General features: G+C 63.9%; 28 protein-coding genes. 3 read left to right on the forward strand and 25 right to left on the reverse strand.

From position 1 onward, the window contains the following. Positions 1–34: 34 nt before the first annotated feature. On the reverse strand, positions 35–568 hold the full coding sequence (locus ACWV14_RS29480; RefSeq protein ID WP_454905275.1) for a hypothetical protein: 534 nt from the start codon (positions 566–568) through the stop codon (positions 35–37). Between the two features lie 98 nt (positions 569–666). On the opposite strand from ACWV14_RS29480, the gene ACWV14_RS29485 reads away from it, so the two are divergent. Continuing rightward, on the forward strand, positions 667–1,164 hold the full coding sequence (locus ACWV14_RS29485; protein ID WP_198087966.1) for a TlpA disulfide reductase family protein: 498 nt from the start codon (positions 667–669) through the stop codon (positions 1,162–1,164). Between the two features lie 70 nt (positions 1,165–1,234). Here the strand turns inward: ACWV14_RS29485 and ACWV14_RS29490 are convergent, their stop codons facing one another. Then, complete coding sequence (locus ACWV14_RS29490) at positions 1,235–1,681, reverse strand: c-type cytochrome (protein WP_454905278.1); 447 nt, start codon at positions 1,679–1,681, stop codon at positions 1,235–1,237. 155 nt (positions 1,682–1,836) lie between these two features. Between ACWV14_RS29490 and ACWV14_RS29495 the strand changes: the two genes are divergently transcribed. Then, positions 1,837–2,550 carry a cytochrome b/b6 domain-containing protein gene (locus ACWV14_RS29495; RefSeq protein WP_454905280.1) on the forward strand — a complete coding sequence of 238 codons (714 nt, stop codon included), beginning with the start codon at positions 1,837–1,839 and terminating at the stop codon, positions 2,548–2,550. Next, positions 2,547–3,134: a GNAT family N-acetyltransferase gene (locus tag ACWV14_RS29500; protein ID WP_422084700.1), complete on the forward strand. Its 588-nt coding sequence runs from the start codon at positions 2,547–2,549 to the stop codon at positions 3,132–3,134. The genes ACWV14_RS29495 and ACWV14_RS29500 overlap by 4 nt, the downstream gene beginning before the upstream one ends. Positions 3,135–3,139: 5 nt before the next feature. On the opposite strand, the gene ACWV14_RS29505 is transcribed toward ACWV14_RS29500, so the two are convergent. The 23 genes from ACWV14_RS29505 to ACWV14_RS29615 form a co-directional block, all read right to left on the reverse strand. After that, the gene (locus ACWV14_RS29505; protein ID WP_081266127.1) at positions 3,140–3,646 is read right to left on the reverse strand and encodes a peroxiredoxin; all 507 of its coding nucleotides are present in this window, start codon (positions 3,644–3,646) and stop codon (positions 3,140–3,142) included. 82 nt (positions 3,647–3,728) lie between these two features. Continuing rightward, positions 3,729–3,998, reverse strand: a complete 270-nt coding sequence (gene rpsQ, locus ACWV14_RS29510; protein WP_015867662.1) for a 30S ribosomal protein S17 — start codon at positions 3,996–3,998, stop codon at positions 3,729–3,731. Between the two features lie 9 nt (positions 3,999–4,007). Next, positions 4,008–4,217 carry a 50S ribosomal protein L29 gene (gene rpmC / locus ACWV14_RS29515; RefSeq protein WP_026284221.1) on the reverse strand — a complete coding sequence of 70 codons (210 nt, stop codon included), beginning with the start codon at positions 4,215–4,217 and terminating at the stop codon, positions 4,008–4,010. 55 nt (positions 4,218–4,272) lie between these two features. Next, positions 4,273–4,689 carry a 50S ribosomal protein L16 gene (gene rplP, locus ACWV14_RS29520; protein WP_093136308.1) on the reverse strand — a complete coding sequence of 139 codons (417 nt, stop codon included), beginning with the start codon at positions 4,687–4,689 and terminating at the stop codon, positions 4,273–4,275. A 52-nt stretch (positions 4,690–4,741) separates the two neighbouring features. Next, the gene (rpsC, locus tag ACWV14_RS29525; RefSeq protein ID WP_454905283.1) at positions 4,742–5,653 is read right to left on the reverse strand and encodes a 30S ribosomal protein S3; all 912 of its coding nucleotides are present in this window, start codon (positions 5,651–5,653) and stop codon (positions 4,742–4,744) included. Between the two features lie 17 nt (positions 5,654–5,670). Next, positions 5,671–6,003 carry a 50S ribosomal protein L22 gene (gene rplV / locus ACWV14_RS29530; RefSeq protein WP_007838134.1) on the reverse strand — a complete coding sequence of 111 codons (333 nt, stop codon included), beginning with the start codon at positions 6,001–6,003 and terminating at the stop codon, positions 5,671–5,673. A 9-nt stretch (positions 6,004–6,012) separates the two neighbouring features. Next, a complete protein-coding gene (rpsS, locus tag ACWV14_RS29535; protein WP_007838132.1) occupies positions 6,013–6,291 on the reverse strand; it encodes a 30S ribosomal protein S19 in 279 nt (92 codons plus the stop codon). 10 nt (positions 6,292–6,301) lie between these two features. Then, entirely contained in the window at positions 6,302–7,126 is an 825-nt protein-coding gene (gene rplB, locus ACWV14_RS29540) for a 50S ribosomal protein L2 (RefSeq protein ID WP_015867666.1), read from the reverse strand. A 2-nt stretch (positions 7,127–7,128) separates the two neighbouring features. Continuing rightward, positions 7,129–7,464, reverse strand: coding sequence for a 50S ribosomal protein L23 (gene rplW / locus ACWV14_RS29545; protein WP_007838129.1), 336 nt, complete (start codon positions 7,462–7,464; stop codon positions 7,129–7,131). Then, positions 7,461–8,081, reverse strand: a complete 621-nt coding sequence (gene rplD, locus ACWV14_RS29550) for a 50S ribosomal protein L4 (RefSeq protein WP_081266125.1) — start codon at positions 8,079–8,081, stop codon at positions 7,461–7,463. The genes rplW and rplD overlap by 4 nt, the downstream gene beginning before the upstream one ends. Beyond that, entirely contained in the window at positions 8,081–8,761 is a 681-nt protein-coding gene (gene rplC, locus ACWV14_RS29555) for a 50S ribosomal protein L3 (RefSeq protein ID WP_422089115.1), read from the reverse strand. Before rplC ends, rplD begins: the two co-directional genes overlap by 1 nt. Before the next feature lie 225 nt (positions 8,762–8,986). After that, a complete protein-coding gene (locus ACWV14_RS29560) occupies positions 8,987–9,511 on the reverse strand; it encodes a hypothetical protein (RefSeq protein WP_454905287.1) in 525 nt (174 codons plus the stop codon). 11 nt (positions 9,512–9,522) lie between these two features. Next, positions 9,523–11,133 carry a hypothetical protein gene (locus ACWV14_RS29565; RefSeq protein ID WP_454905289.1) on the reverse strand — a complete coding sequence of 537 codons (1,611 nt, stop codon included), beginning with the start codon at positions 11,131–11,133 and terminating at the stop codon, positions 9,523–9,525. Between the two features lie 147 nt (positions 11,134–11,280). Continuing rightward, positions 11,281–11,595 carry a 30S ribosomal protein S10 gene (gene rpsJ / locus ACWV14_RS29570; RefSeq protein WP_007838118.1) on the reverse strand — a complete coding sequence of 105 codons (315 nt, stop codon included), beginning with the start codon at positions 11,593–11,595 and terminating at the stop codon, positions 11,281–11,283. Between the two features lie 21 nt (positions 11,596–11,616). Next, positions 11,617–12,810, reverse strand: a complete 1,194-nt coding sequence (gene tuf, locus ACWV14_RS29575) for an elongation factor Tu (protein ID WP_093060175.1) — start codon at positions 12,808–12,810, stop codon at positions 11,617–11,619. A gap of 142 nt (positions 12,811–12,952) precedes the next feature. Further along, a complete protein-coding gene (gene fusA, locus ACWV14_RS29580; RefSeq protein WP_422084697.1) occupies positions 12,953–15,052 on the reverse strand; it encodes an elongation factor G in 2,100 nt (699 codons plus the stop codon). A 96-nt stretch (positions 15,053–15,148) separates the two neighbouring features. After that, entirely contained in the window at positions 15,149–15,622 is a 474-nt protein-coding gene (rpsG, locus tag ACWV14_RS29585; protein WP_101491328.1) for a 30S ribosomal protein S7, read from the reverse strand. A gap of 149 nt (positions 15,623–15,771) precedes the next feature. Next, on the reverse strand, positions 15,772–16,149 hold the full coding sequence (gene rpsL / locus ACWV14_RS29590; RefSeq protein ID WP_013543948.1) for a 30S ribosomal protein S12: 378 nt from the start codon (positions 16,147–16,149) through the stop codon (positions 15,772–15,774). A gap of 211 nt (positions 16,150–16,360) precedes the next feature. After that, positions 16,361–17,530, reverse strand: coding sequence for a D-alanyl-D-alanine carboxypeptidase family protein (locus ACWV14_RS29595; RefSeq protein WP_454905291.1), 1,170 nt, complete (start codon positions 17,528–17,530; stop codon positions 16,361–16,363). A gap of 40 nt (positions 17,531–17,570) precedes the next feature. Further along, positions 17,571–18,203 (reverse strand): alpha/beta hydrolase, encoded by a 633-nt coding sequence (locus ACWV14_RS29600; protein ID WP_454905293.1) that lies wholly within the window; start codon positions 18,201–18,203, stop codon positions 17,571–17,573. A gap of 36 nt (positions 18,204–18,239) precedes the next feature. Then, on the reverse strand, positions 18,240–18,593 hold the full coding sequence (locus ACWV14_RS29605) for a (2Fe-2S) ferredoxin domain-containing protein (RefSeq protein ID WP_422084694.1): 354 nt from the start codon (positions 18,591–18,593) through the stop codon (positions 18,240–18,242). Positions 18,594–18,602: 9 nt separating this feature from the next. Next, positions 18,603–19,751 (reverse strand): VanZ family protein, encoded by a 1,149-nt coding sequence (locus ACWV14_RS29610; RefSeq protein WP_454905295.1) that lies wholly within the window; start codon positions 19,749–19,751, stop codon positions 18,603–18,605. Positions 19,752–19,771: 20 nt separating this feature from the next. Further along, positions 19,772–20,200: a CopD family protein gene (locus tag ACWV14_RS29615; protein WP_106936575.1), complete on the reverse strand. Its 429-nt coding sequence runs from the start codon at positions 20,198–20,200 to the stop codon at positions 19,772–19,774. Positions 20,201–20,241: the final 41 nt, after the last annotated feature.

Here is a 20,241-nt window from a genome sequence, read left to right on the forward strand (position 1 = left end):
CCTGGACGGCTATCAAAACGATAGCAATCTCGTCTCACGGGAGGCGCAGGCCTTCGAAGAAAGTCTGCGAGGCATCGGCCGCGGACGGCTTGCCCAGCACGGTGGCCTGGTAAAGCGCCACGGTGCCGTCTTTCTGCGATTGGGCGAACCACAGCACCTGCACGGGGGCGCCGGCTTGCGCCGGTCGGGCGTCGAGCCGAAGCGGCGGCGGCATGGCGGTCGCGCGCTGCACGCTGGCGCTGGCTTCGGTGACCTGCATGTCGCCGAGCTGGCCGCGCGTGGCGGCGCGCCACGCATTGAGCCAGGCCTCGGCCTGCGCCGGTCCGCTGGCCGAGGCGTGTGCGATGGCGAAGGTCGCGCCGCCGGCTTCACAGCCCGTCATGTCGACCTGCACCGAATCGGCGCCGAGCGGCACGGCACGGTTCGCCTTGTCGGCCTTGCACGGCAGCATCGCGATCAGCCCGGAGTCGCCGACCGGCACGTCGCGCCAGTTGAAGGTGGGGCTGCAGGCGGCAAGCAAAGCCGCCGCGATCAGCGCAAGCCAGGAAGATGGGAGGGGCGACGGCATGGGGGAGCGATTATCGAGCCGCCCGGGGCTGGCGGGGCGTCGCAAGCACGATCCGGCGGGCGGAACTAAAATCGCGCCGCCCTTCTCTCTACGCTGCCATGAAAAAATACATCGCCGCTGCCGCCGTCGTCATCGCATTGGCCACCGGCGTGGGCGTGTACCTCGGCTCCGGTGCCACCGCCGCCCCGGCTTCGACCTTCGTGCTGCTAGACGGCACGCAAAAGAGCACGGCCGACCTGAAGGGCAAGGTCACTCTTGTCAACTTCTGGGCCACGAGCTGCGTGACCTGCGTCGGCGAAATGCCCAAGGTCATCGCGACTTACGACAAGTACAAGGCCCAGGGCTACGACACGCTGGCGGTGGCCATGAGCTACGACCCGCCGAGCTACGTCGTCAACTTCGCCGAAACGCGCAAGCTGCCGTTCAAGGTGGCAATCGACAACACCGGCAGCGTGGCGCAGGCCTGGGGCGACGTGAAGCTCACGCCGACCACCTACCTGGTCAACAAGCGCGGCGAGATCGTGAAGCGCTATGTGGGCGAGCCCGATTTCGCCGAGTTGCACAAGCTGATCGAAAAGCTCCTGGCCGAAGCCTGATCCTTCGGCTCCCGGCAATAAAAAGGCGCTCCGACCGAGCGCCTTTTTGCTTTTGCGGCGAAGCGGCCTTCTATTGATTGCGGAAGCTGTCGTGGCACGCCTTGCAGCTCGCGGCAGTCGGGCCGAACTGCGCCTTCAGCGCGTCGATGTTGCCGGCCTTGGCGGCCACCAGCAGCTTGCCGGTCTCGTCGATCAGCTTCTGCTGCCGCTCCTTGAACTTGGCGTCTTCCTTCCAAACCTCGGGCCTGGCCTTGCCGCCCTCGGCGCCGGGGCCGAATGCGGCCCAAGGCAACCTGGCCATGTCGGCGACCACTTCGGCGTTGGCGGCGGCCGCGGCGGCGTCATAGGGGGCGCGGCCGTTGGCCATGGCGCCGAGACGGCTGAAATGCTGGCTCATCACGAACAACCCGCTCTGGCGGTACTTGATGGCGTCCTCGGGCTTGGCGAACTGGGCCGCGGCAGGCAGGGACATCGCAGCGCAGGCGGCTGCGAGGGCGAACGAAGCAAATCGGGTCATCGGGGCTCCTCGTTTGGAAAACGCCGTCTGGCGCGGCGCCGCGCGAGTGTAGGTGGCGCCGATGTCGGGTTCATAGCAACAACCCGAAGCGGACGAGGGTCCGGACTTTGCTAATCTGCGCCTTCCGCAGCATTGCGCCTCCCGCGCCTTCTTCGATGACCGACTCCTCCGTGGCCGCCCCTCGAGCGGCCTCCGGCAACGGCACAGCCATCCGGGTCTGGGACCTGCCGACGCGCCTGTTCCACTGGGCGCTGGCCATTGCCGTGATCGGCCTGATCGGCACAGGCCTGAACGGCATCATGGAATGGCACTTCCGCCTGGGCTACGCGGTGCTCGCGCTGCTGCTGTTCCGGCTGGTCTGGGGCTTCGTCGGCGGGCGCTGGTCGCGCTTCGGGGCTTTTGTCTACGGGCCGGGCTCCGTGGTTGCCTACGTGCGCGGGAAGGCGCATCCGGATCATCTGATCGGGCACAACCCGCTGGGTGCGCTGTCGGTGTTCGCCGTGCTGGCGATCCTCGCGCTGCAGGTGGCAACCGGCCTGACGGCGGACGACGAGATTTCGGCCTCCGGGCCGCTCACGCGCTTTGTCTCGAGCGAGACGGTGAGCCTGGCCACGAGCTGGCACAAGGCGCGGGGCAAGTGGATCGTGATCGCGCTCGTGAGCCTGCACGTGCTGGCCGTGCTGTTCTATGCATTCGTCAAGCGGCACCGGCTGGTGCGTCCGATGGTGACGGGCGACAAGCTGATCGCCGCCAGCTCCGGAGGCAACGTCGCATCGAGCCGCGACGATGCGGCCTCGCGCGTGTTGGCGCTCGTGGTGTTCGCGCTTTGCGCGGGCGTGGCTTACTGGATCTCGTCGTTGCGCATATGAGCTTTTCCGTTTCACGCCCCCTGCCGCTGTCGGCCATGCCGGCCGTCGTGCTTCTGACGCCCGAGGAGGCGCACGAGATCGACGCCGTACGCGCGATCTTCCGCGACTATGCGAACTCGCTCGGCATCGACCTCGACTTCCAGGATTTCGAAGGCGAACTGGCCGGCCTGCCGGGCGAATACGCCGAGCCGCGCGGCACGCTGCTGCTTGCGCTGGTCGATCCGGTCAACGTGAAGGAAGACGCCGGCCGCGAGGCGCCGACCTTGAAGCGCGCCGACGGCACGCTGGCGCATGTGGCGGGCTGCTGCGCACTGCGCCCGCTGGACAGCGCGGACTATGCCAACGCGGCCGAGATGAAGCGCCTGTACGTGCGCCCCGGTTTCCGAGGGCTGGGCCTGGGCCGGCAATTGGCGGAGGCGATCCTCGATGCCGCGCGCAGCTCGGGCTACGGCTGCGTGCTGCTCGACACCCTCGACGACATGGAGTCGGCGCGGGCCCTCTACGAAGACCTGGGCTTCGCGGAGGTGCCGCCCTACTATCACAACCCCGTTGCCGGGGCCCACTACCTGAAGGTGGATCTCTAGCCGGATCAGCCGCGGGCTTGCGCCAGCAGCGTCTCGGCGTTGCTCACTTCGAACTTGCCCGGCGCTTCGACGTTGAGCGTCGCGACCTTGCCGTCCTTCACCAGCATCGAATAACGGTTGCTGCGCAGACCCATGCCGCGGCCGGTCAGGTCGAGCGTGAGGCCGGTCGCCTTGGCGAAATCGGCGCTGCCGTCGGCCAGCATGCGCACCTTGGCGCCGGTCTTCTGGTCGCGTGCCCAGGCGCCCATCACGAAGGCGTCGTTCACGCTCACGCACCAGATCTCGTCCACGCCGGCGGCCTTGAAGTCGTCGAAGTGCTGCACGTAGCCCGGCACGTGCTTTGCCGAGCAGGTGGGCGTGAAAGCGCCAGGCAGCGCGAACAGCGCGATGGTCTTGCCGGCCGAAGCCTTGGCTACGTCCACGGCGTTAGGGCCGATGCTGCAGCCCTCGCCCTCGACTTCTGAATACTCCTGCAGGGTGGCCGCGGGAAGGGTGTCGCCGACTTTGATCATTCGATGTGCTCCAGAAAAAGAAAAACGGCCCACATTGTGGGCCGTTTCCGGATTGGGTGCCCCGGGGGGCTCCAATGATTGATCAGACCAGGACGGCCTTCTCGACCAGACGGGTCACGACCCAGTTCTTGGTCTTCGAGATCGGACGGCTTTCCGTGATCTCGATGGTGTCGCCCAGCTTGTACTCGCCCTTTTCGTCATGGGCGTGGTACTTGCTCGTCTTGGCCACGATCTTGCCGTAGAGCTCGTGCTTCACACGGCGCTCGACCAGCACGGTCACGGTCTTGGCACGCTTGTCGCTGACCACCTTGCCGATCAAGGTGCGCTTGAGGGATTTTTTAGCTTCCGTCATGTTCACTCCTTACTTGGCGGCTTGGGTTTCTTGCTGCTTCTGCGCAAGAATGGTCTTGGCGCGTGCGATGTCGCGACGCGTCACGCGCAGCGTCGAGGTGTTCGACAGCTGTTGCGTGGCTTTCTGCATACGCAGGCCGAAATGGGCCTTCTGCAGATCCTTGATTTCGGCTTGCAGGCCTGCGACGTCCTTCGTGCGCAGGGTTGCGGCCTTCGTCACCTTGGCCGGAGCCGCGGTTTCTTTCTTCTTACGGGTTGCCATAAGTGTTCTCCTCTCAGGCGCCGAGCTGGCGAGCGACGAAAGTCGTACGCAGCGGAAGCTTGGCGGCGGCCAGGCGGAACGCTTCGCGGGCGAGTTCTTCGGGCACGCCGACGATCTCGAACACGATCTTGCCAGGCTGAATTTCAGCGACGTAGTACTCGGGGTTGCCCTTACCGTTACCCATCCGCACTTCTGCGGGCTTGGTCGAGATTGGCTTGTCCGGGAACACGCGGATCCAGATACGGCCACCGCGCTTCACGTGACGCGAAATCGCGCGACGAGCGGCTTCGATCTGGCGCGCCGTGAGGCGGCCGCGGTCGGTGCATTTGAGACCGAAGTCACCGAACGCAACCGAGTTACCCGTGGTTGCGACGCCGGTGTTGCGGCCCTTTTGTTCCTTGCGGAACTTTCTGCGTGCAGGTTGCAGCATGTTTTATTACTCCGTGAGGGCCCCAGGCACTTGCGTGCCCGGGAGCGACCGATTACTCGGTCTTGGCACCGTCCGCTGCTGCAGCGGGCGCGGCTTTGCGGACGCGCTTAACGGCGGGTTTCGAGTCTGCACCGGCACCGCCGGTTGCTTCTGCGGGCTTGTCGCTGCCATCGGCCGGCGCGGTGTTGCCACCGATCGGGCCACGGCCACCGGCACGGGGGCCGGGACCACGACGGTCGCCACCAGAACGGTCGCCAGGGCGGCCATCACGGCGGGGACCACGCGGACGACGCTCTTCTTCAGGACGCGGCGTTTCGACGGCCGGCAGGTCGTTACGACCCAGCGTGTCGCCCTTGTAGACCCAGACCTTGACGCCGATGACGCCGTAGGTGGTCTTGGCTTCCGAGGTGCCGTAGTCGATGTCGGCGCGCAGGGTATGCAGCGGCACGCGGCCTTCGCGGTACCACTCGGTACGAGCGATTTCGATGCCGTTCAGGCGGCCAGCCGACATGATCTTGATGCCCAGGGCACCCAGACGCATGGCGTTCTGCATGGCGCGCTTCATGGCGCGGCGGAACATGATCCGCTTTTCGAGCTGCTGCGTGATGCTGTCGGCGATCAGCTGCGCATCGATTTCGGGCTTGCGCACTTCTTCGATGTTGACCGCAACCGGCACGCCGAGCTGCTTGCCCAGTTCGCGCTTGAGGTTCTCGATGTCTTCGCCCTTCTTGCCGATCACGACGCCCGGACGTGCCGAGTAGATCGTGATGCGTGCGTTCTTGGCGGGACGTTCGATCATGACGCGCGAAACCGAAGCGTTCTTCAGCTTCTTCTTCAGGTATTCGCGAACCTTGATGTCTTCGGCCAGCATGCCCGCGAAATCGCGGTCGCTTGCGTACCAGCGGCTGGACCAGTTACGGGTAACCGCAAGGCGGAACCCGGTTGGGTGGATTTTCTGTCCCATATTTCTTCCAGGCCTTCTTAGTTGCCAACCGTCACGTACACATGGCACGTGGGCTTGCTGATGCGATTGCCGCGACCCTTGGCCCGCGCGGTGAAGCGCTTGAGCGTTGCACCTTGCTCGACGTAGATGGTCTTGACCTTCAGCTCGTCGATGTCGGCACCGTCGTTGTGCTCGGCGTTGGCAATAGCCGACTCCAGCACCTTCTTGATGATCACAGCGGCCTTCTTCTGCGTGAATTGCAGAACGTTGAGCGCTTGATCGACCTTCTTGCCGCGGATCAGGTCAGCGACCAGACGGCCCTTGTCGACCGACAGGCGGACACCGCGGAGGACTGCACGTGTTTCAGACATGGTCGTTCCTTACTTCTTCTGGACTTTTTTGTCCGCGGGGTGCCCCTTGAACGTACGCGTGAGCGCAAATTCGCCGAGCTTGTGGCCGACCATCTGGTCGGTGATGTACACGGGCACGTGTTGCTTGCCGTTGTGCACAGCGATGGTCAGACCGATGAACTCGGGCAGAACCATCGAGCGGCGCGACCAGGTCTTGATCGGCTTCTTGTCCTTGGTCGTCACGGCCTTGTCGGCCTTGGCCACGAGGTGGTGGTCGACGAACGGACCCTTTTTGAGAGAGCGAGTCATTGGCTATCCCTTACTTCTTGCGACGCGACACGATGAAGACCTGCGTGCGCTTGTTGTTACGGGTGCGATAGCCCTTGGTCAGGTTGCCCCATGGGTCGACAGGATGGCGGCCTTCGCCAGTCTTGCCTTCGCCACCACCGTGCGGGTGGTCGACCGGGTTCATCACCACGCCGCGAACGGTCGGGCGAATACCCATGTGACGCTTCACACCGGCCTTGCCGAGTTGGCGCAGGCTGTGTTCTTCGTTGGCAACTTCACCGATGGTCGCGCGGCATTCGATGTGAATGCGGCGAACTTCGCCCGAACGCATGCGGACCTGGGCGTAGACGCCTTCACGGGCCAGCAGCGTGGCCGACGTACCGGCCGAACGAGCGATCTGCGCGCCCTTGCCGGGTTGCAGTTCGATGCAGTGGATCGTCGAGCCGACCGGGATGTTGCGGATCGGCAGGGTGTTGCCGGCGCGGATCGGCGCTTCGGAGCCCGACAGCAGCGTTGCACCGGCTTCCAGACCGCGCGGGGCGATGATGTAGCGGCGCTCGCCGTCGGCGTAGCAGACCAGAGCGATGTGGGCGGTGCGGTTCGGGTCGTATTCGATGCGTTCGACCTTGGCCGGGATGCCGTCCTTGTTGCGCACGAAGTCGACGACGCGGTAGTGGTGCTTGGCACCGCCGCCACGATGACGGATCGTGATGTGACCGTTGTTGTTACGGCCGGCCTTCTGGAACTGGGGTTCCAGCAGGGGAGCGTGAGGAGCACCCTTGAACAGGTGGTCACGCGAGATCTTCACCGCGCCGCGTTGGCCCGGCGAAGTGGGTTTCATCTTGATGACGGCCATGATTAAGCGCCTTCCCCGACGAGGTTGAGCTCTTGACCCGGCTTCAGGGTCACATAGGCCTTGCGCACGTTGTCGCGGCGGCCGATGGACTTGCCAAAGCGCTTGGTCTTGCCCTTGGTGTTGAGCACCGACACGCCCTGGACTTCGACCTTGAACATCAGTTCGACAGCGGCCTTGATCTCGGGCTTGGTGGCGTCTTGCAGCACCTTGAAAGTGACAGCGTTCGACTTCTCGCCGACCATCGTGGCCTTTTCGGACACGATCGGGGCGACCAGCACCGCCATCAGGCGGCCTTCTTCGAACGTACGTTCAGCGGCGGTAGGGTTCACGCGGCTCATGCGAACATCTCCTTGAGCTTGTCGACGGCACCCTTGGTGACCAGCACCTTCTTGTAGTGAACCAGCGACACCGGGTCGGCGTAGCGGGGTTCGACCACGAGAACGTTCACCAGATTGCGCGAGGCAAGGTACAGGTTTTCGTCGACTTCTTCGGCGATCACGAGCACGGACTCGAGATTCATCGCCTTGAAACGGGCAGCCAGCGGCTTGGTCTTGGGCGAGTCGACCTTGATCGAGTCGACCACGGCCAGACGGCCTTCGCGAGCGAGTTGCGAGAAGATGGACGCCATGCCGGCGCGGTACATCTTCTTGTTGATCTTCTGCGAGAAGTTTTCGTCAGGCATGTTCGGGAAGATACGACCACCCCCGCGCCACAGCGGCGAGGACGTCATACCGGCGCGGGCGCGGCCCGTTCCCTTTTGCTTGAAAGGCTTCTTGGTCGAGTGCTTGACCTGTTCGCGGTCCTTCTGGGCGCGCGTGCCTTGACGGGCGTTGGCCTGGAATGCAACGACGATCTGGTGGACCAGGTCTTCGTTGTAGTCACGGCCGAACACGGTCTCGGGGGCGTCGTACTTCGACGCGGCCTGGCCTTGTTCGTTCAGGAGTTCGAGTTGCATTACTTCGCTCCTTCAGCCGCTTGCGGCTTGGCCTTGATGGCGGGACGCACGGTGACGAAGCCACCCTTCGAACCCGGGATCGCGCCCTTGATGAGCAGCAGTTGGCGTGCTTCGTCGATGCGGAACACGTCGAGGTTTTGCGTCGTGCGGGTGACGTCGCCGAGGTGGCCCGTCATGCGCTTGCCGGGGAACACGCGACCGGGGTCTTGTGCCATACCGATCGAGCCGGGAACGTTGTGCGAACGGCTGTTACCGTGCGACGCGCGTTGCGAGCTCATGTTGTGACGCTTGATCGTGCCAGCGTAGCCCTTGCCGATGGAAGTGCCTTGCACGTCCACCTTCTGGCCCACGGTGAAAACGCTGTTCACGGAGATCACGCCGCCAGCCTTGTGCTGACCTGCGGTATCTGCGGTAACGCGGAATTCCTGGATGATTTCGCCTGCTTCGACACCTGCCTTGGCGAGGTGGCCGGCTTCGGGCTTGGTCACGCGCGATGCTTTGCGCGAACCGAACGTCACTTGCAGGGCGACGTAGCCATCGGTCTCTTGGGACTTGATCTGGGTCACACGGTTGTTGGACACATCCACCACCGTGACAGGAACTGCGTCCCCGTCATCGGTGAAGAGACGCATCATCCCCACCTTGCGGCCCAGCAACCCGAGGGAGTTGCTCAGACTCATATGTTTTCTCCAAAAATGGAAATCCTCTTCCGCCACTGCCACTTCAATTGGCAACAGCGTTTGCCAGATTTCTCCGGCTACGGAAGAAGGTTGATAAATCTCTGCCCGCATGGCACCTTGCGGACGCAACAAGGGCAGAGCCAGCGATTATAGCCCGCGATGCGCAGGCCATGCAAGTGACCGCTCAGGGACCTTGTTTCAGGGCCCTGAGCGCAGGTTTCCCGCTTATTTGGCGGGCAGCGAAATGATCTTTTCGCCGCCGGGCATGGCCTTCACCTCGCCCGTCGGCTTCATGGACGGCACGTCCGAGCCAGTCTGCACCGGGATGGAGATGGCGCTGCGCGCCGTGCCCTGGGCAATGAAGACATTCAGGTAGGCAAGGCCTTCGCGGTCGCTCACCACCGTGACCGTGGCGCTGGTACGTGCGCCTGGCGACAGAGCCAGCGTGTTGCTGCCAGACAACGTCAGCCCGGCGTCCGGGCTCAGGCGCACGGTCGCACCGTCAGGGCTGGTGACGCCGTCGAACTGCAGGGTAATGGCCGTCGGCTTGCCCACCTGGGGGTTGCCGCTGAATTGGTACTGCAACGTAACGCCGGAGTCGTTGGACTTTCTGGATGCTGTGACCACGGGCTGGGCCGCCGACTGCCTGGCGCCACGGGAGCCCGGCATGCCATCGGCCAGGGCCGGCGCCGACATCGCGGCCAGCGCAAGCCATGCCAGCGCCATCGTCGAATGGGTGCGGATGTTCATGGCAAGCCTTCCTATTGAACGAGAACGGAGAAACATCTTGGCGGCAGATTGTTCGCGCCAGACACCGGGGCATCGTCCCGCACCGCAAGAACGTAGTCACCGGCGCCCAGGCTGACCTTGTTGCCGCTTCTTGCGATCAATCCGGCCTTGAAGAGGTCGAAGTTCGGTGCGCCACTCCCTCCGGTGAGCAGGATCGTGTAGTCGCGGCTCGCAGATGGGCTAACGTTGAAGGCGAGGTACGAAATATTTCCGAGCTTGTTGACGGTCCCCGCCACATTGGAAATGCAGGCAACGTTAGATGCCAGAACGCCGACCGTCACGGGCGTGTACAGCGGCAGCACATCGGGAACCGGCGTGGCAGCCGCACTGTCATTGCTCGTTTCCCCGACGCCATAAGCATCGGTGGACGTGATGCCCTGCCCCGTGAGCAGGGTTTTCAACGCCGGCGCGCTCCCCGGCGCGACCGCATTGAACACCGAGGAGAACAGATGGATCGACGTGACGGGTGTCGCACTGCGGAACTGGAAGCTCGTCATCGCGTCGTTGATCGGCTTGAATCCGACCTGCTGGTTCAGGTTCCAGAGAATGGACTGGATCGAAACCTCCCGGTACCAGCCGGGGTTGGTCGATGGTCCGGACCTCAAGTCCACCAATATGGAGTCGGTCACCTGGCCGGGACCACGGGAATCCACGTAGGTGCTCCGGTCAAGCGCAATGCCCGACCAGGCATTGCCCCATCCTTCCGAGAACGCCAGCCGGCGGTCGACACGATCACTGCCCGAGTGCTCCCCACCCGGCGAGTCGTCTCGGCTGAACGACGACTGGTAGTAGTGACCCCATTCGTGCGCGATCACCGGCGAGTCGAATTCGTCGGTGTCGACGCCTTCCTTGCCCAACACGTAGATCTCGCGGCCGGTGCTCTTGTTGACGAAGTAGGTGGTAGTGATCTGCCCCAGCGCTGGATTGCCGGGCGACGGCGCATTGTTGGGACTCCAGTACACGCGCAATGACGGAAAAGACGTGGCAGGCGCGACCGACAGCACCTTCTGCATTGCGGTGTAGACCGTGTCGAGAATCGCAAAGGGTGCCGCCACACGCTGGGAAGCGTACCTGGAACCGTCCCAGCCGGTCGCCGCCCGCAGATCGCGGGTCGATGCCGCAGTGCCCGACGAAAACGCCGCCGTCTGCATCGAATACAAGGCATTGCCCTGGGTGTTGTCGCGTACGCTGACATCCCAGGTCGCACCAGGCGCGGTGCGAGCCAACTGGGCTCTCACGCGAACGATCACCGTTGCATTCGCCGGCACGCTTACCGAATAGGCACCGTTGTCGTCGGTCGTGGCGACCGCGAGTTGAGCAGAAGTAGCGGCATCGACCACCTCCAGCGACGCGCCTCGCACAGGCTTGACCGACGTGGATGCATACACCAGGCTGCCGTTCGGATTCGGAACGGATTCATAAGTAGCCGTGCCCGTCAGGGTGACCGGCCCCGCGCTCACCGGCAGAAGAAAGGGCAACCCGCCCCAACCACCGCCTCCTCCTCCCCCGCCACCGCCACAGCCAGCCAGCAACGCCGTTGCAGCGCATGCCGACGCAAACGCAAAAGAGAACTTGTAGTTCATGACTGGTGCTGCCCTCGTTTCAGCCTCCGGTCGACACGCCGGAGTTGCCGCCGCGCGAGGATGCCATATCCGGGCAGAAAAGCACAAAGCCCGCCTGCATTTCTGCGGGCGGGCCTTGCTAAAACGCGACGGGTGTCGTGTTTCTGTTTACTGCAGCTTGATCTCGACGTCCACGCCGGCCGGCAGGTCGAGCTTCATCAGCGCGTCCACGGTCTTGTCGGTCGGGTCGACGATGTCCATCAGGCGCTGGTGCGTACGGATTTCCAGCTGGTCGCGCGACGTCTTGTTGACGTGCGGCGAACGCAGGATGTCGAAACGCTTCATGCGGGTCGGCAGGGGCACGGGGCCCTTGACGATCGCGCCGGTACGCTTGGCGGTGTCAACGATTTCGGCTGCCGATTGGTCGATCAGCTTGTAATCGAACGCCTTCAGGCGGATGCGGATTTTTTGCTTGGTTGCCATGGTGATTCCTTTGCGTCCGGCTTAGATGTCGAGGATCTTGGCAACGACGCCCGAACCCACGGTGCGGCCGCCTTCACGGATGGCGAAGCGCAGGCCTTCTTCCATCGCGATCGGGTTGATCAGCTTCACGGTGATGCTGACGTTGTCGCCGGGCATGACCATTTCCTTGTCCTTGGGCAGCTCGATCGCGCCGGTCACGTCCGTCGTGCGGAAGTAGAACTGCGGACGGTAGTTGTTGAAGAACGGCGTGTGACGGCCGCCTTCGTCCTTCGACAGGACATACACCTCGGCGGTGAAGTGCGTGTGCGGCTTGATCGAGCCGGGCTTGCACAGCACTTGGCCGCGCTCGACTTCTTCGCGCTTCGTGCCGCGCAGCAGCACGCCCACGTTGTCGCCGGCCTGGCCTTGGTCCAGCAGCTTGCGGAACATTTCCACGCCGGTGCAGGTGGTCTTGACCGTCGGGCGGATGCCCACGATTTCGATTTCTTCACCGACCTTGATCACGCCGCGCTCGACGGCGCCGGTCACCACGGTGCCGCGACCCGAGATCGAGAACACGTCTTCCACGGGCATCAGGAACGTGCCGTCCACGGCGCGCTCGGGCGTCGGGATGTACGTGTCCAGGGCTTCTGCCAGCTTCATGATGGCGCCTTCGCCCAGTTCGCCCTTGTCGCCTTCCAGGGCGAGCTTGGCCGAGCCATGGATGATGGGGGTGTCGTCGCCGGGGAATTCGTACTTGTCGAGGAGTTCGCGAACTTCCATTTCGACCAGCTCGAGCAGTTCCTTGTCGTCGACCATGTCGCACTTGTTCAGGAACACGATGATGTAGCCCACGCCCACCTGGCGAGCCAGCAGGATGTGTTCACGGGTCTGGGGCATCGGGCCGTCGGCGGCCGAGCACACCAGAATCGCGCCGTCCATCTGGGCAGCGCCGGTGATCATGTTCTTCACGTAGTCGGCGTGGCCGGGGCAGTCGACGTGTGCGTAGTGGCGGTTGGCCGTTTCGTACTCGACGTGCGCGGTGTTGATCGTGATGCCGCGGGCCTTTTCTTCAGGCGCAGCGTCGATCTGGTCGTAGGCCTTGGCTTCGCCGCCGAACTTGGCCGACAGCACCGTTGCGATCGCAGCCGTCAGCGTGGTCTTGCCGTGGTCGACGTGACCGATCGTGCCCACGTTGACGTGAGGCTTGGTGCGGGTGAATTTACCTTTTGCCATTTTTCAATCCTTGAAAGAGCAGTTCCCGTGTATTGGTTTTATGTCTGCACCCGATTGCTGGTTCGCCTCGCACGGGAACGCGGCGGCACCGGATCGCAGACAACGAGGGCCGCGCACTGCGCGGCCCCGCATTCTTGAAAACTTACTTGGCGCGAGCGGCCACGATGGCTTCGGCAACGTTACGCGGAGCTTCCGCGTAGTGCTTGAACTCCATCGTGTACGTGGCACGGCCTTGCGACATCGAGCGCAGCGTGGTCGAGTAGCCGAACATTTCCGACAGCGGCACTTCTGCCTTGATGGCCTTGCCGCCACCGACCATGTCGTCCATGCCCTGCACCATGCCACGGCGGGACGAGAGGTCACCCATCACGTTGCCGGCGTAGTCTTCAGGCGTTTCGACTTCCACGGCCATCATCGGCTCGAGGATCACGGGGCTGGCCTTGCGGGCACCTTCCTTGAAACCGAAGATCGCGGCCATCTTGAACGCCATTTCGTTCGAGTCCACGTCGTGGTACGAACCGAAGTGCAGCGTGACCTTGACGTCGACGACGGGGTAGCCCGCCAGCACGCCTTGCGTCAGCGCTTCCACGACGCCCTTTTCCACCGCGGGGATGTATTCGCGAGGAACCACACCGCCCTTGATGGCGTCGACGAACTCGAAGCCCTTGCCGGCTTCCTGCGGCTCGAGCTTCAGGACCACGTGACCGTACTGGCCCTTGCCGCCCGACTGGCGAACGAACTTGCCTTCGGCTTCTTCGACGGTCTTGCGGATCGTTTCGCGGTAGGCCACTTGCGGCTTGCCCACGTTGGCTTCCACGCCGAATTCGCGCTTCATGCGGTCCACGATGATTTCAAGGTGGAGCTCGCCCATGCCGGCGATGATGGTCTGGCCCGATTCTTCATCGGTCTTCACGCGGAACGAAGGATCTTCCTGAGCCAGGCGCTGCAGGGCGATGCCCATCTTTTCCTGGTCGGCCTTGGTCTTCGGCTCGACGGCCTGCGAGATCACCGATTCCGGGAACACCATGCGCTCGAGCGTGACGATGGCTTCAGGATCGCACAGCGTTTCGCCAGTGGTCACTTCCTTCAGGCCCACGCACGCGGCGATGTCGCCGGCGCGGATTTCGCTGACTTCTTCGCGGTTGTTCGCGTGCATCTGCACGATACGGCCGATACGCTCCTTCTTGCCGCGCACCGGGTTGTAGACGCTGTCGCCCTTCGAGAGCACGCCCGAATAGACGCGCACGAAGGTCAGCTGGCCCACGAACGGGTCGGTCATCAGCTTGAATGCGAGGGCGGAGAACTTCTCGTTGTCGTCAGCCTTGCGAACGACAGGCGCTTCGTCTTCGTCCAGGCCGCTGACCGGAGGAATGTCCGTCGGCGCGGGCATGTATTCGACGACGGCGTCGAGCATGGCCTGCACGCCCTTGTTCTTGAAGGCCGAGCCGCACAGCATCGGCTGGATTTCGCCGGCGATGGTGCGCTGACGGATGGCCTTCTTGATTTCTTCCTCGCTCAGTTCGCCGCCTTCGAGGTACTTGTTCATCAGCTCTTCGCTGGCTTCGGCAGCCGCTTCGACGAGCTTTTCGCGGTATTCGTTGCAGACGTCGACCAGGTTGGCGGGGATCTCGCCGTACTGGAAGGTCACGCCCTTGTCTTCGTCCCAGATGATCGCCTTCATCTTCACGAGGTCGACGATGCCCTGGAAGTGCTCTTCGGCACCGATCGGGATCTGGATCACGACGGGGTTTGCCTTCAGGCGGTCGACCATCATCTGGCGAACGCGCAGGAAGTCGGCGCCGGTACGGTCCATCTTGTTGACGAACGCGAGACGGGGCACCTTGTACTTGTTGGCCTGGCGCCAGACGGTTTCCGACTGGGGCTGCACGCCGCCGACGGCGTCGTACACCATCACGGCGCCGTCCAGCACGCGCATCGAGCGCTCGACTTCAATGGTGAAGTCCACGTGGCCGGGGGTGTCGATGATGTTGATGCGGTGTTCGTCGAACTTGCCAGCCATGCCCTTCCAGAAGCAGGTGGTGGCGGCGGACGTGATCGTGATACCGCGCTCTTGCTCTTGCTCCATCCAGTCCATCGTGGCGGCACCGTCGTGCACTTCACCGATCTTGTGGTTCACACCGGTGTAGAACAGGATACGTTCGGTCGTCGTGGTCTTGCCAGCGTCGATGTGCGCGGAGATGCCGATGTTGCGGTAGCGCTCGATGGGGGTCTTGCGGGACATGATTTACTTTCGGGTTGAAATGCGTTGAGCGCTGGGCCCCGGGCACGGGCACAACGCCCGAAACCCGACACCCAACGCCCAAGCGAAGTTTGATTTTTAGAAGCGGAAGTGGCTGAAAGCCCGGTTGGCTTCTGCCATGCGGTGCACTTCGTCGCGCTTCTTCATGGCACCGCCACGGCCTTCCGTGGCTTCCATCAGTTCGTTGGCCAGACGCAGGGCCATCGACTTTTCACCGCGCTTGCGGGCGGCTTCCTTGATCCAGCGCATCGACAGGGCGAGGCGGCGGACGGGACGGACTTCGACCGGCACTTGATAGTTCGCACCGCCAACGCGGCGCGACTTCACTTCGACCATCGGCTTCACGTTGTTGATGGCAACGGTGAACGCTTCGAGAGGGTCCTTGTCCGGGTTCTTCTTTTCGATGAATTCGAGTGCACCGTAGATGATACGCTCGGCAACAGCCTTCTTGCCGCCTTCCATGATCACGTTCATGAACTTCGACAGCTCGACATTGCCGTACTTGGGATCCGGCAGGATTTCACGTTTGGGGACTTCGCGACGACGTGGCATTTTCTTAACCTCTTTGCTTCAGTTGGCACCGTTTCCGGTACCGCGAGAGCCAGCTGGAACTCTCACTTACTCGACCCGACATTGGGTCACTTCGTTCGATGTACCCGCCAAGGTAACCGAACACCGTTTGTTTTTGACGACAGGAAGGCTTAAGCCTTCTTGGGACGCTTCGCGCCGTACTTGGAACGCGACTGCTTGCGGTCTTTCACGCCTTGCAGGTCGAGCGAACCGCGCACGATGTGGTAACGCACACCGGGCAAGTCCTTGACACGACCGCCGCGGACCAGCACGACGCTGTGTTCCTGGAGGTTGTGGCCTTCGCCGCCGATGTAGGAGATGACTTCGAAGCCATTGGTCAGACGGACCTTGGCAACTTTACGAAGCGCCGAGTTGGGCTTCTTGGGCGTCGTGGTGTAGACGCGGGTGCAGACACCGCGACGTTGCGGCGAGTTCTGCATGGCAGGGCTCTTCGAATTGATCTTCTCGACCGTTCGACCCTGACGCACCAGTTGATTGATGGTTGGCATGAATGAATTAGTCCCAAAACGACCCGGCCTTGGCTGTGAAACCACCCTTGTTCGTGACACAAAGGAGCCGGGAATAACGAAAACGTGAAACCCTTCGGAAAATTCCGAAAAGCCCACGAGTATAGCAAACGAGCTTGAAACGGCAAGTTCAGGCGCCGCGGACACCCCGCCAGCCGCCCTGTCTTGACCTTCTCTTACATATAAATGCGGCTTACTTGATCCAGAGCCGCAGCGCGTCCCAGGCGCGGCCGAAGACGCCGGCCTGCTCGACCGCCTCCAGGGCCACCAGCGGCACGTCGGCCACAGGCTGGTCGTCCAGCGTCACCTTGAGCGAGCCGACAGGCTGGAACTTGGTGAAAGGCGCAACCAGCGGATCGGGCCGCGACACCTGCGTCCTGATCTTGCTGGCACTGCCTGCCGGCACCGCCACGACTATGGCTTCCGGACGGCCCAGCTTCAGGGTGTTGTCCTTGCCCTTCCAGACGGCGGGGGTGGCCGCCGGCTGGCCGGCATCGAACAGGCGGACGGCGTCGTAGGCCGTGTAGCCCCAGTTCAGCAGCTTCTGCGACTCGTTGGCGCGCACGGCCTCGCTCGTGGTGCCCAGCACGATCGACAGCAGGCGGCGGCCGCCGGTCAGGTTGGGGAAGTCGCGCCTGGCGGTGGCGATCATGCAGTAGCCCGCCGCCTCGGTATGGCCGGTCTTCAGGCCGTCGACGGTGGGGTCGCGGAACAACAGCATGTTGCGATTGGTGTCGTTGGTCGACGGCGTACCCGGGTAGCGGTACTTCTTGATGGCGTAGTACTTGGCTTCCTCGGGGAAGTCGCGCACCAGGCGGGTGGCCAGGATGCTCAGGTCGCGGGCCGTGGTGGTGTGGCCGGGCGTCGTCAGGCCTTCGGGGTTCTTGTAGACCGTGTTCTTCATGCCCAGCACCTTGGCCTGGGCATTCATCATCTCGACGAAGTGCTCCACGGTGCCACCCACGCCTTCGGCCAGCGCCACGGTGGCGTCGTTGCCCGACTGCACGATCAGTCCCTTGATCAGGTCTTCCACGGGCACCTGCATCTTGGGGTCGATGAACATGCGCGAGCCGGGCATCTTCCAGGCGCGCAGGCTGACCGGCAGCGTCTGCGTCAGCGAGATCTTCTTGGCGCGCAGCGCGTCGAACACGACATAGGCCGTCATCAGCTTGGTCAGTGACGCCGGCTCTATCGGGCTGTCGACGTCCTTCTGCGCCAGGATCTGGTTCGCGGTCACGTCGAGCAGCAGGTAGCTGCGGGCGGCAATTTCGGGCGGGGCCGGCACCTGGGCGGCGGCAATCAGGCTGATGGATGCGGCGGCGGTAATGACCAGCGCGCGGAGCGCACCAAGAAAACGATTCATCGGGAGTTTGGCAAGAGACGAAAACAGGCCTGCAAGGCCTTCACGCAGCGCCCGCGCGGAGATGGCGGGCAACAAGACTTTTGAGCAGCGGCAATTGTCCGTGAAAGAAATGGCCACCCCCGGGGATGACTGTGACGGGAAGTGACTGCGGCCGCGCCCAATCCATCACGGCGGACAGGGCCACGGTGTCATCGGCCTCGCCATGGATGACCAGCGCGCGCTCGTGCGCCTCGACCGGCAGCGGAGCCACGACATTGCGCGCGGCGGCGGTGCCGACCAGCACGATCTGCCGCACGTCGCGCTCGGCCCAGAGCCTGGCGACGGCGCCGCTCGCGACGAAGGCCCCGAACGAGAAACCGGCAATCGCCAAGGGGCCTTCGGGCGCCAGCTGGCCGACGACATTCAGCATGTCTTCCAGCTCGCCGCGCCCCTCGTCATGCACGCCCTCGCTGGCACCCACGCCGCGAAAATTGAAGCGCACCGACGTCCAGCCGCTGGCGACGAAAGCCCGTGCCAGCGTCTGCACCACCTTGTTGTCCATGGTGCCGCTGAACAGCGGATGGGGATGGGCGATGACGGCAACGCCGCGCGGCGCTTCAGCGGGCTGGTCGCGCTGCACTTCGATGCGGCCGGCGGCGCCCTGGAGGGTGATCTTTTCTGTCTGGGAATTCATTGGCGCAAAGTACGAGCAAAGGGAGCGGCGGAAAGTTCAGCGCCCGATGTCGGGCGGCAGCAGCAGCCGCTCGACGACTTCGCCGTTCTTCAGGTGGGATTCGACGATCTCGTCGATGTCGTCGCCATCGACGAAGGTGTACCAGACGGCCTCCGGGTACACCACCGCGACCGGCCCGCCCGCGCAGCGGTCGAGGCAACCGGCCTTGTTCACGCGCACCTTGCCCGGCCCGGAAAGCCCCGCTTCCTTGACCTTGGCCTTGCACCGGTCGAAGCCTTCCTGTGCGTTGTGCAAGGCACAGGAGTCCTCGCCGTTCTTTCGCTCGTTGAGGCAGAAGAAGATGTGGCGGCCGTAATAGCCGGACGGCGCGGCGGGGGAGGAGTTGGGCATCGGCCGATTTTAGTGACCGCCCCTTGCGGCCAGACTGCCATCGCCGCCGCCGCGCCCGCGCCGCGACAGCGCCACCACCACATAGGCCAGCACGGCGAAGGGCCATACCCAGCCCAGCCACTGGGCCAATCCGTGGAAACGAATGAAGCGCCCCTGCTCCCAAGTGGCCAGGGTCTGCGCGAAATACGCACTCTCGGGCGCCTGGTTGAGCAAGCTGAGCTGCAGCACCAGCCCCACCAGCAGCAAGGCCGCGCACAGCCGGCGCGGCGCCAGCAGCAGCAGCATGCCGGCAAAGAGCGCGGCCGCCATGCCGACCTGCACCGGCAGGTCCAGCCACGCCCAGGCGTGCGTGGGCCCGTAGCTCAGCGCCGCCGACAAAGCCGAGGCCGCCACGCCCGTCAGCAGGATCAGCGGCAGCATGATCGCGCGCTGCACGACGGAGCGCGCCACCAGGTAGCCCAGCAGGCATGGCACCAGCGCCCCGAGCATCACGCACAGCAGTTCCACCGCGGGCACCAGAGGCTCGAGCTCGAACTGGCGCAGCGGCAGCCAGTCGATGAAGGGCGTGTCGAGCAGCCATTCGGAGATCGCGACCTCCAGCCGCTCGAACACCTGCCCGAGCCCGAAAGTGACGGCCGCCGGGAACAGCAGCGCAAACGGCCAGAGCGCCAGCAGCACCAGCCCGCCACGGGATTCCTCGACGAACCACTGCGACCGCGCGCGGCTCCAGTGCGCAATGGCCCCGAGCCGCTCCAGCCCCGCAGCCAGCACGGCGCCGATGATCGTGCCCGCCGTGTTCAGGGCCAGGTCCACGTTCGAGGGAATGCGCACCGGCAAATAACTCTGCAGCGTCTCCATGGAAAAGGCGATGGCCGCGCCGGCCACGGTGGCGCGCAGCACCACCCGCCACGCGCTGGCGCTGCGGCGCGTTCGAAGCACCGCCAGCGCGCACAGGAACCCGAAGGGCACGTAGCCCACGACGTTGATCGCCAAGTCGAAGCCCGTCCAGTACTTGGGCCAAGGCGCCCACAGGTAGGCCCACGGGGCAATGCCCTGGTCGCGCCAGTCGGCGAACGGGTACAGGCTGGCGTAGACGATCAGCGCCGCATAAGCGAGCGCCAGGGGCAACGCGGCGGACTTGTGCGGCTTCTCCACCATGGCCACCATGCCTGCCGGTGTCAGAACGGCTTGACCACCACCAGGATCACGATGCCCAGCAGCAGCAGCACCGGCAGTTCGTTGAACCAGCGGAACCAGCGGTCGTTGCGCCGGTTCTCTCCAGCCACGAAGCGGCGCAGCAGCACGCCGCAACCGTGGTGATAGCCGATGGCCACCAGCACCAGCGCCAGCTTGGCATGCATCCAGCCGTTGCCCGGGCCGCGCCCGATGCCGTAGCCCAGCCAGAGCCAAAGGCCGAAGCCGAGCGCCGGAACCGCCAGGAAGGTCGTGAATCGCAAGAGCTTGCGGGCCATCAGCAGAAGCCGATCGCGCTCGGCCTTCGACTCGGGCGGCACCATCGCCAAATTAACAAAGATACGCGGCAGGTAGAACAACCCGGCGAACCAGCTTGCGATGAAAACGATGTGGAGAGATTTGACCCAGAGCATGGCGGCAGTTTAGTGGCGCACCTCTTGTGCCCCTCTGAAAC

It is taken from the genome of Variovorax durovernensis, from assembly GCF_977011995.1.

Bases quoted from the DNA above. Each gene is read 5' to 3' on its own strand.
- tuf (WP_093060175.1), bottom strand. From the start codon at position 12,810: ATGGCAAAAGGTAAATTCACCCGCACCAAGCCTCACGTCAACGTGGGC.
- rplB (WP_015867666.1), bottom strand. From the start codon at position 7,126: ATGGCCGTCATCAAGATGAAACCCACTTCGCCGGGCCAACGCGGCGCG.
- ACWV14_RS29565 (WP_454905289.1), bottom strand. From the start codon at position 11,133: ATGAACTACAAGTTCTCTTTTGCGTTTGCGTCGGCATGCGCTGCAACG.
- rpsC (WP_454905283.1), bottom strand. From the start codon at position 5,653: ATGGGACAGAAAATCCACCCAACCGGGTTCCGCCTTGCGGTTACCCGT.
- rplV (WP_007838134.1), bottom strand. From the start codon at position 6,003: ATGTCTGAAACACGTGCAGTCCTCCGCGGTGTCCGCCTGTCGGTCGAC.
- ACWV14_RS29480 (WP_454905275.1), bottom strand. From the start codon at position 568: ATGCCGTCGCCCCTCCCATCTTCCTGGCTTGCGCTGATCGCGGCGGCT.
- ACWV14_RS29600 (WP_454905293.1), bottom strand. From the start codon at position 18,203: ATGAATTCCCAGACAGAAAAGATCACCCTCCAGGGCGCCGCCGGCCGC.
- ACWV14_RS29615 (WP_106936575.1), bottom strand. From the start codon at position 20,200: ATGCTCTGGGTCAAATCTCTCCACATCGTTTTCATCGCAAGCTGGTTC.
- ACWV14_RS29605 (WP_422084694.1), bottom strand. From the start codon at position 18,593: ATGCCCAACTCCTCCCCCGCCGCGCCGTCCGGCTATTACGGCCGCCAC.
- ACWV14_RS29560 (WP_454905287.1), bottom strand. From the start codon at position 9,511: ATGAACATCCGCACCCATTCGACGATGGCGCTGGCATGGCTTGCGCTG.
- rpsL (WP_013543948.1), bottom strand. From the start codon at position 16,149: ATGCCAACCATCAATCAACTGGTGCGTCAGGGTCGAACGGTCGAGAAG.
- rpsS (WP_007838132.1), bottom strand. From the start codon at position 6,291: ATGACTCGCTCTCTCAAAAAGGGTCCGTTCGTCGACCACCACCTCGTG.
- rpsJ (WP_007838118.1), bottom strand. From the start codon at position 11,595: ATGGCAACCAAGCAAAAAATCCGCATCCGCCTGAAGGCGTTCGATTAC.
- ACWV14_RS29485 (WP_198087966.1), top strand. From the start codon at position 667: ATGAAAAAATACATCGCCGCTGCCGCCGTCGTCATCGCATTGGCCACC.
- ACWV14_RS29610 (WP_454905295.1), bottom strand. From the start codon at position 19,751: ATGGTGGAGAAGCCGCACAAGTCCGCCGCGTTGCCCCTGGCGCTCGCT.
- ACWV14_RS29505 (WP_081266127.1), bottom strand. From the start codon at position 3,646: ATGATCAAAGTCGGCGACACCCTTCCCGCGGCCACCCTGCAGGAGTAT.
- ACWV14_RS29495 (WP_454905280.1), top strand. From the start codon at position 1,837: ATGACCGACTCCTCCGTGGCCGCCCCTCGAGCGGCCTCCGGCAACGGC.
- ACWV14_RS29490 (WP_454905278.1), bottom strand. From the start codon at position 1,681: ATGACCCGATTTGCTTCGTTCGCCCTCGCAGCCGCCTGCGCTGCGATG.
- rplC (WP_422089115.1), bottom strand. From the start codon at position 8,761: ATGAGTCTGAGCAACTCCCTCGGGTTGCTGGGCCGCAAGGTGGGGATG.
- rplW (WP_007838129.1), bottom strand. From the start codon at position 7,464: ATGAGCCGCGTGAACCCTACCGCCGCTGAACGTACGTTCGAAGAAGGC.
- rpsG (WP_101491328.1), bottom strand. From the start codon at position 15,622: ATGCCACGTCGTCGCGAAGTCCCCAAACGTGAAATCCTGCCGGATCCC.
- fusA (WP_422084697.1), bottom strand. From the start codon at position 15,052: ATGTCCCGCAAGACCCCCATCGAGCGCTACCGCAACATCGGCATCTCC.
- rplP (WP_093136308.1), bottom strand. From the start codon at position 4,689: ATGCTGCAACCTGCACGCAGAAAGTTCCGCAAGGAACAAAAGGGCCGC.
- ACWV14_RS29595 (WP_454905291.1), bottom strand. From the start codon at position 17,530: ATGAATCGTTTTCTTGGTGCGCTCCGCGCGCTGGTCATTACCGCCGCC.
- rplD (WP_081266125.1), bottom strand. From the start codon at position 8,081: ATGCAACTCGAACTCCTGAACGAACAAGGCCAGGCCGCGTCGAAGTAC.
- rpsQ (WP_015867662.1), bottom strand. From the start codon at position 3,998: ATGACGGAAGCTAAAAAATCCCTCAAGCGCACCTTGATCGGCAAGGTG.
- ACWV14_RS29500 (WP_422084700.1), top strand. From the start codon at position 2,547: ATGAGCTTTTCCGTTTCACGCCCCCTGCCGCTGTCGGCCATGCCGGCC.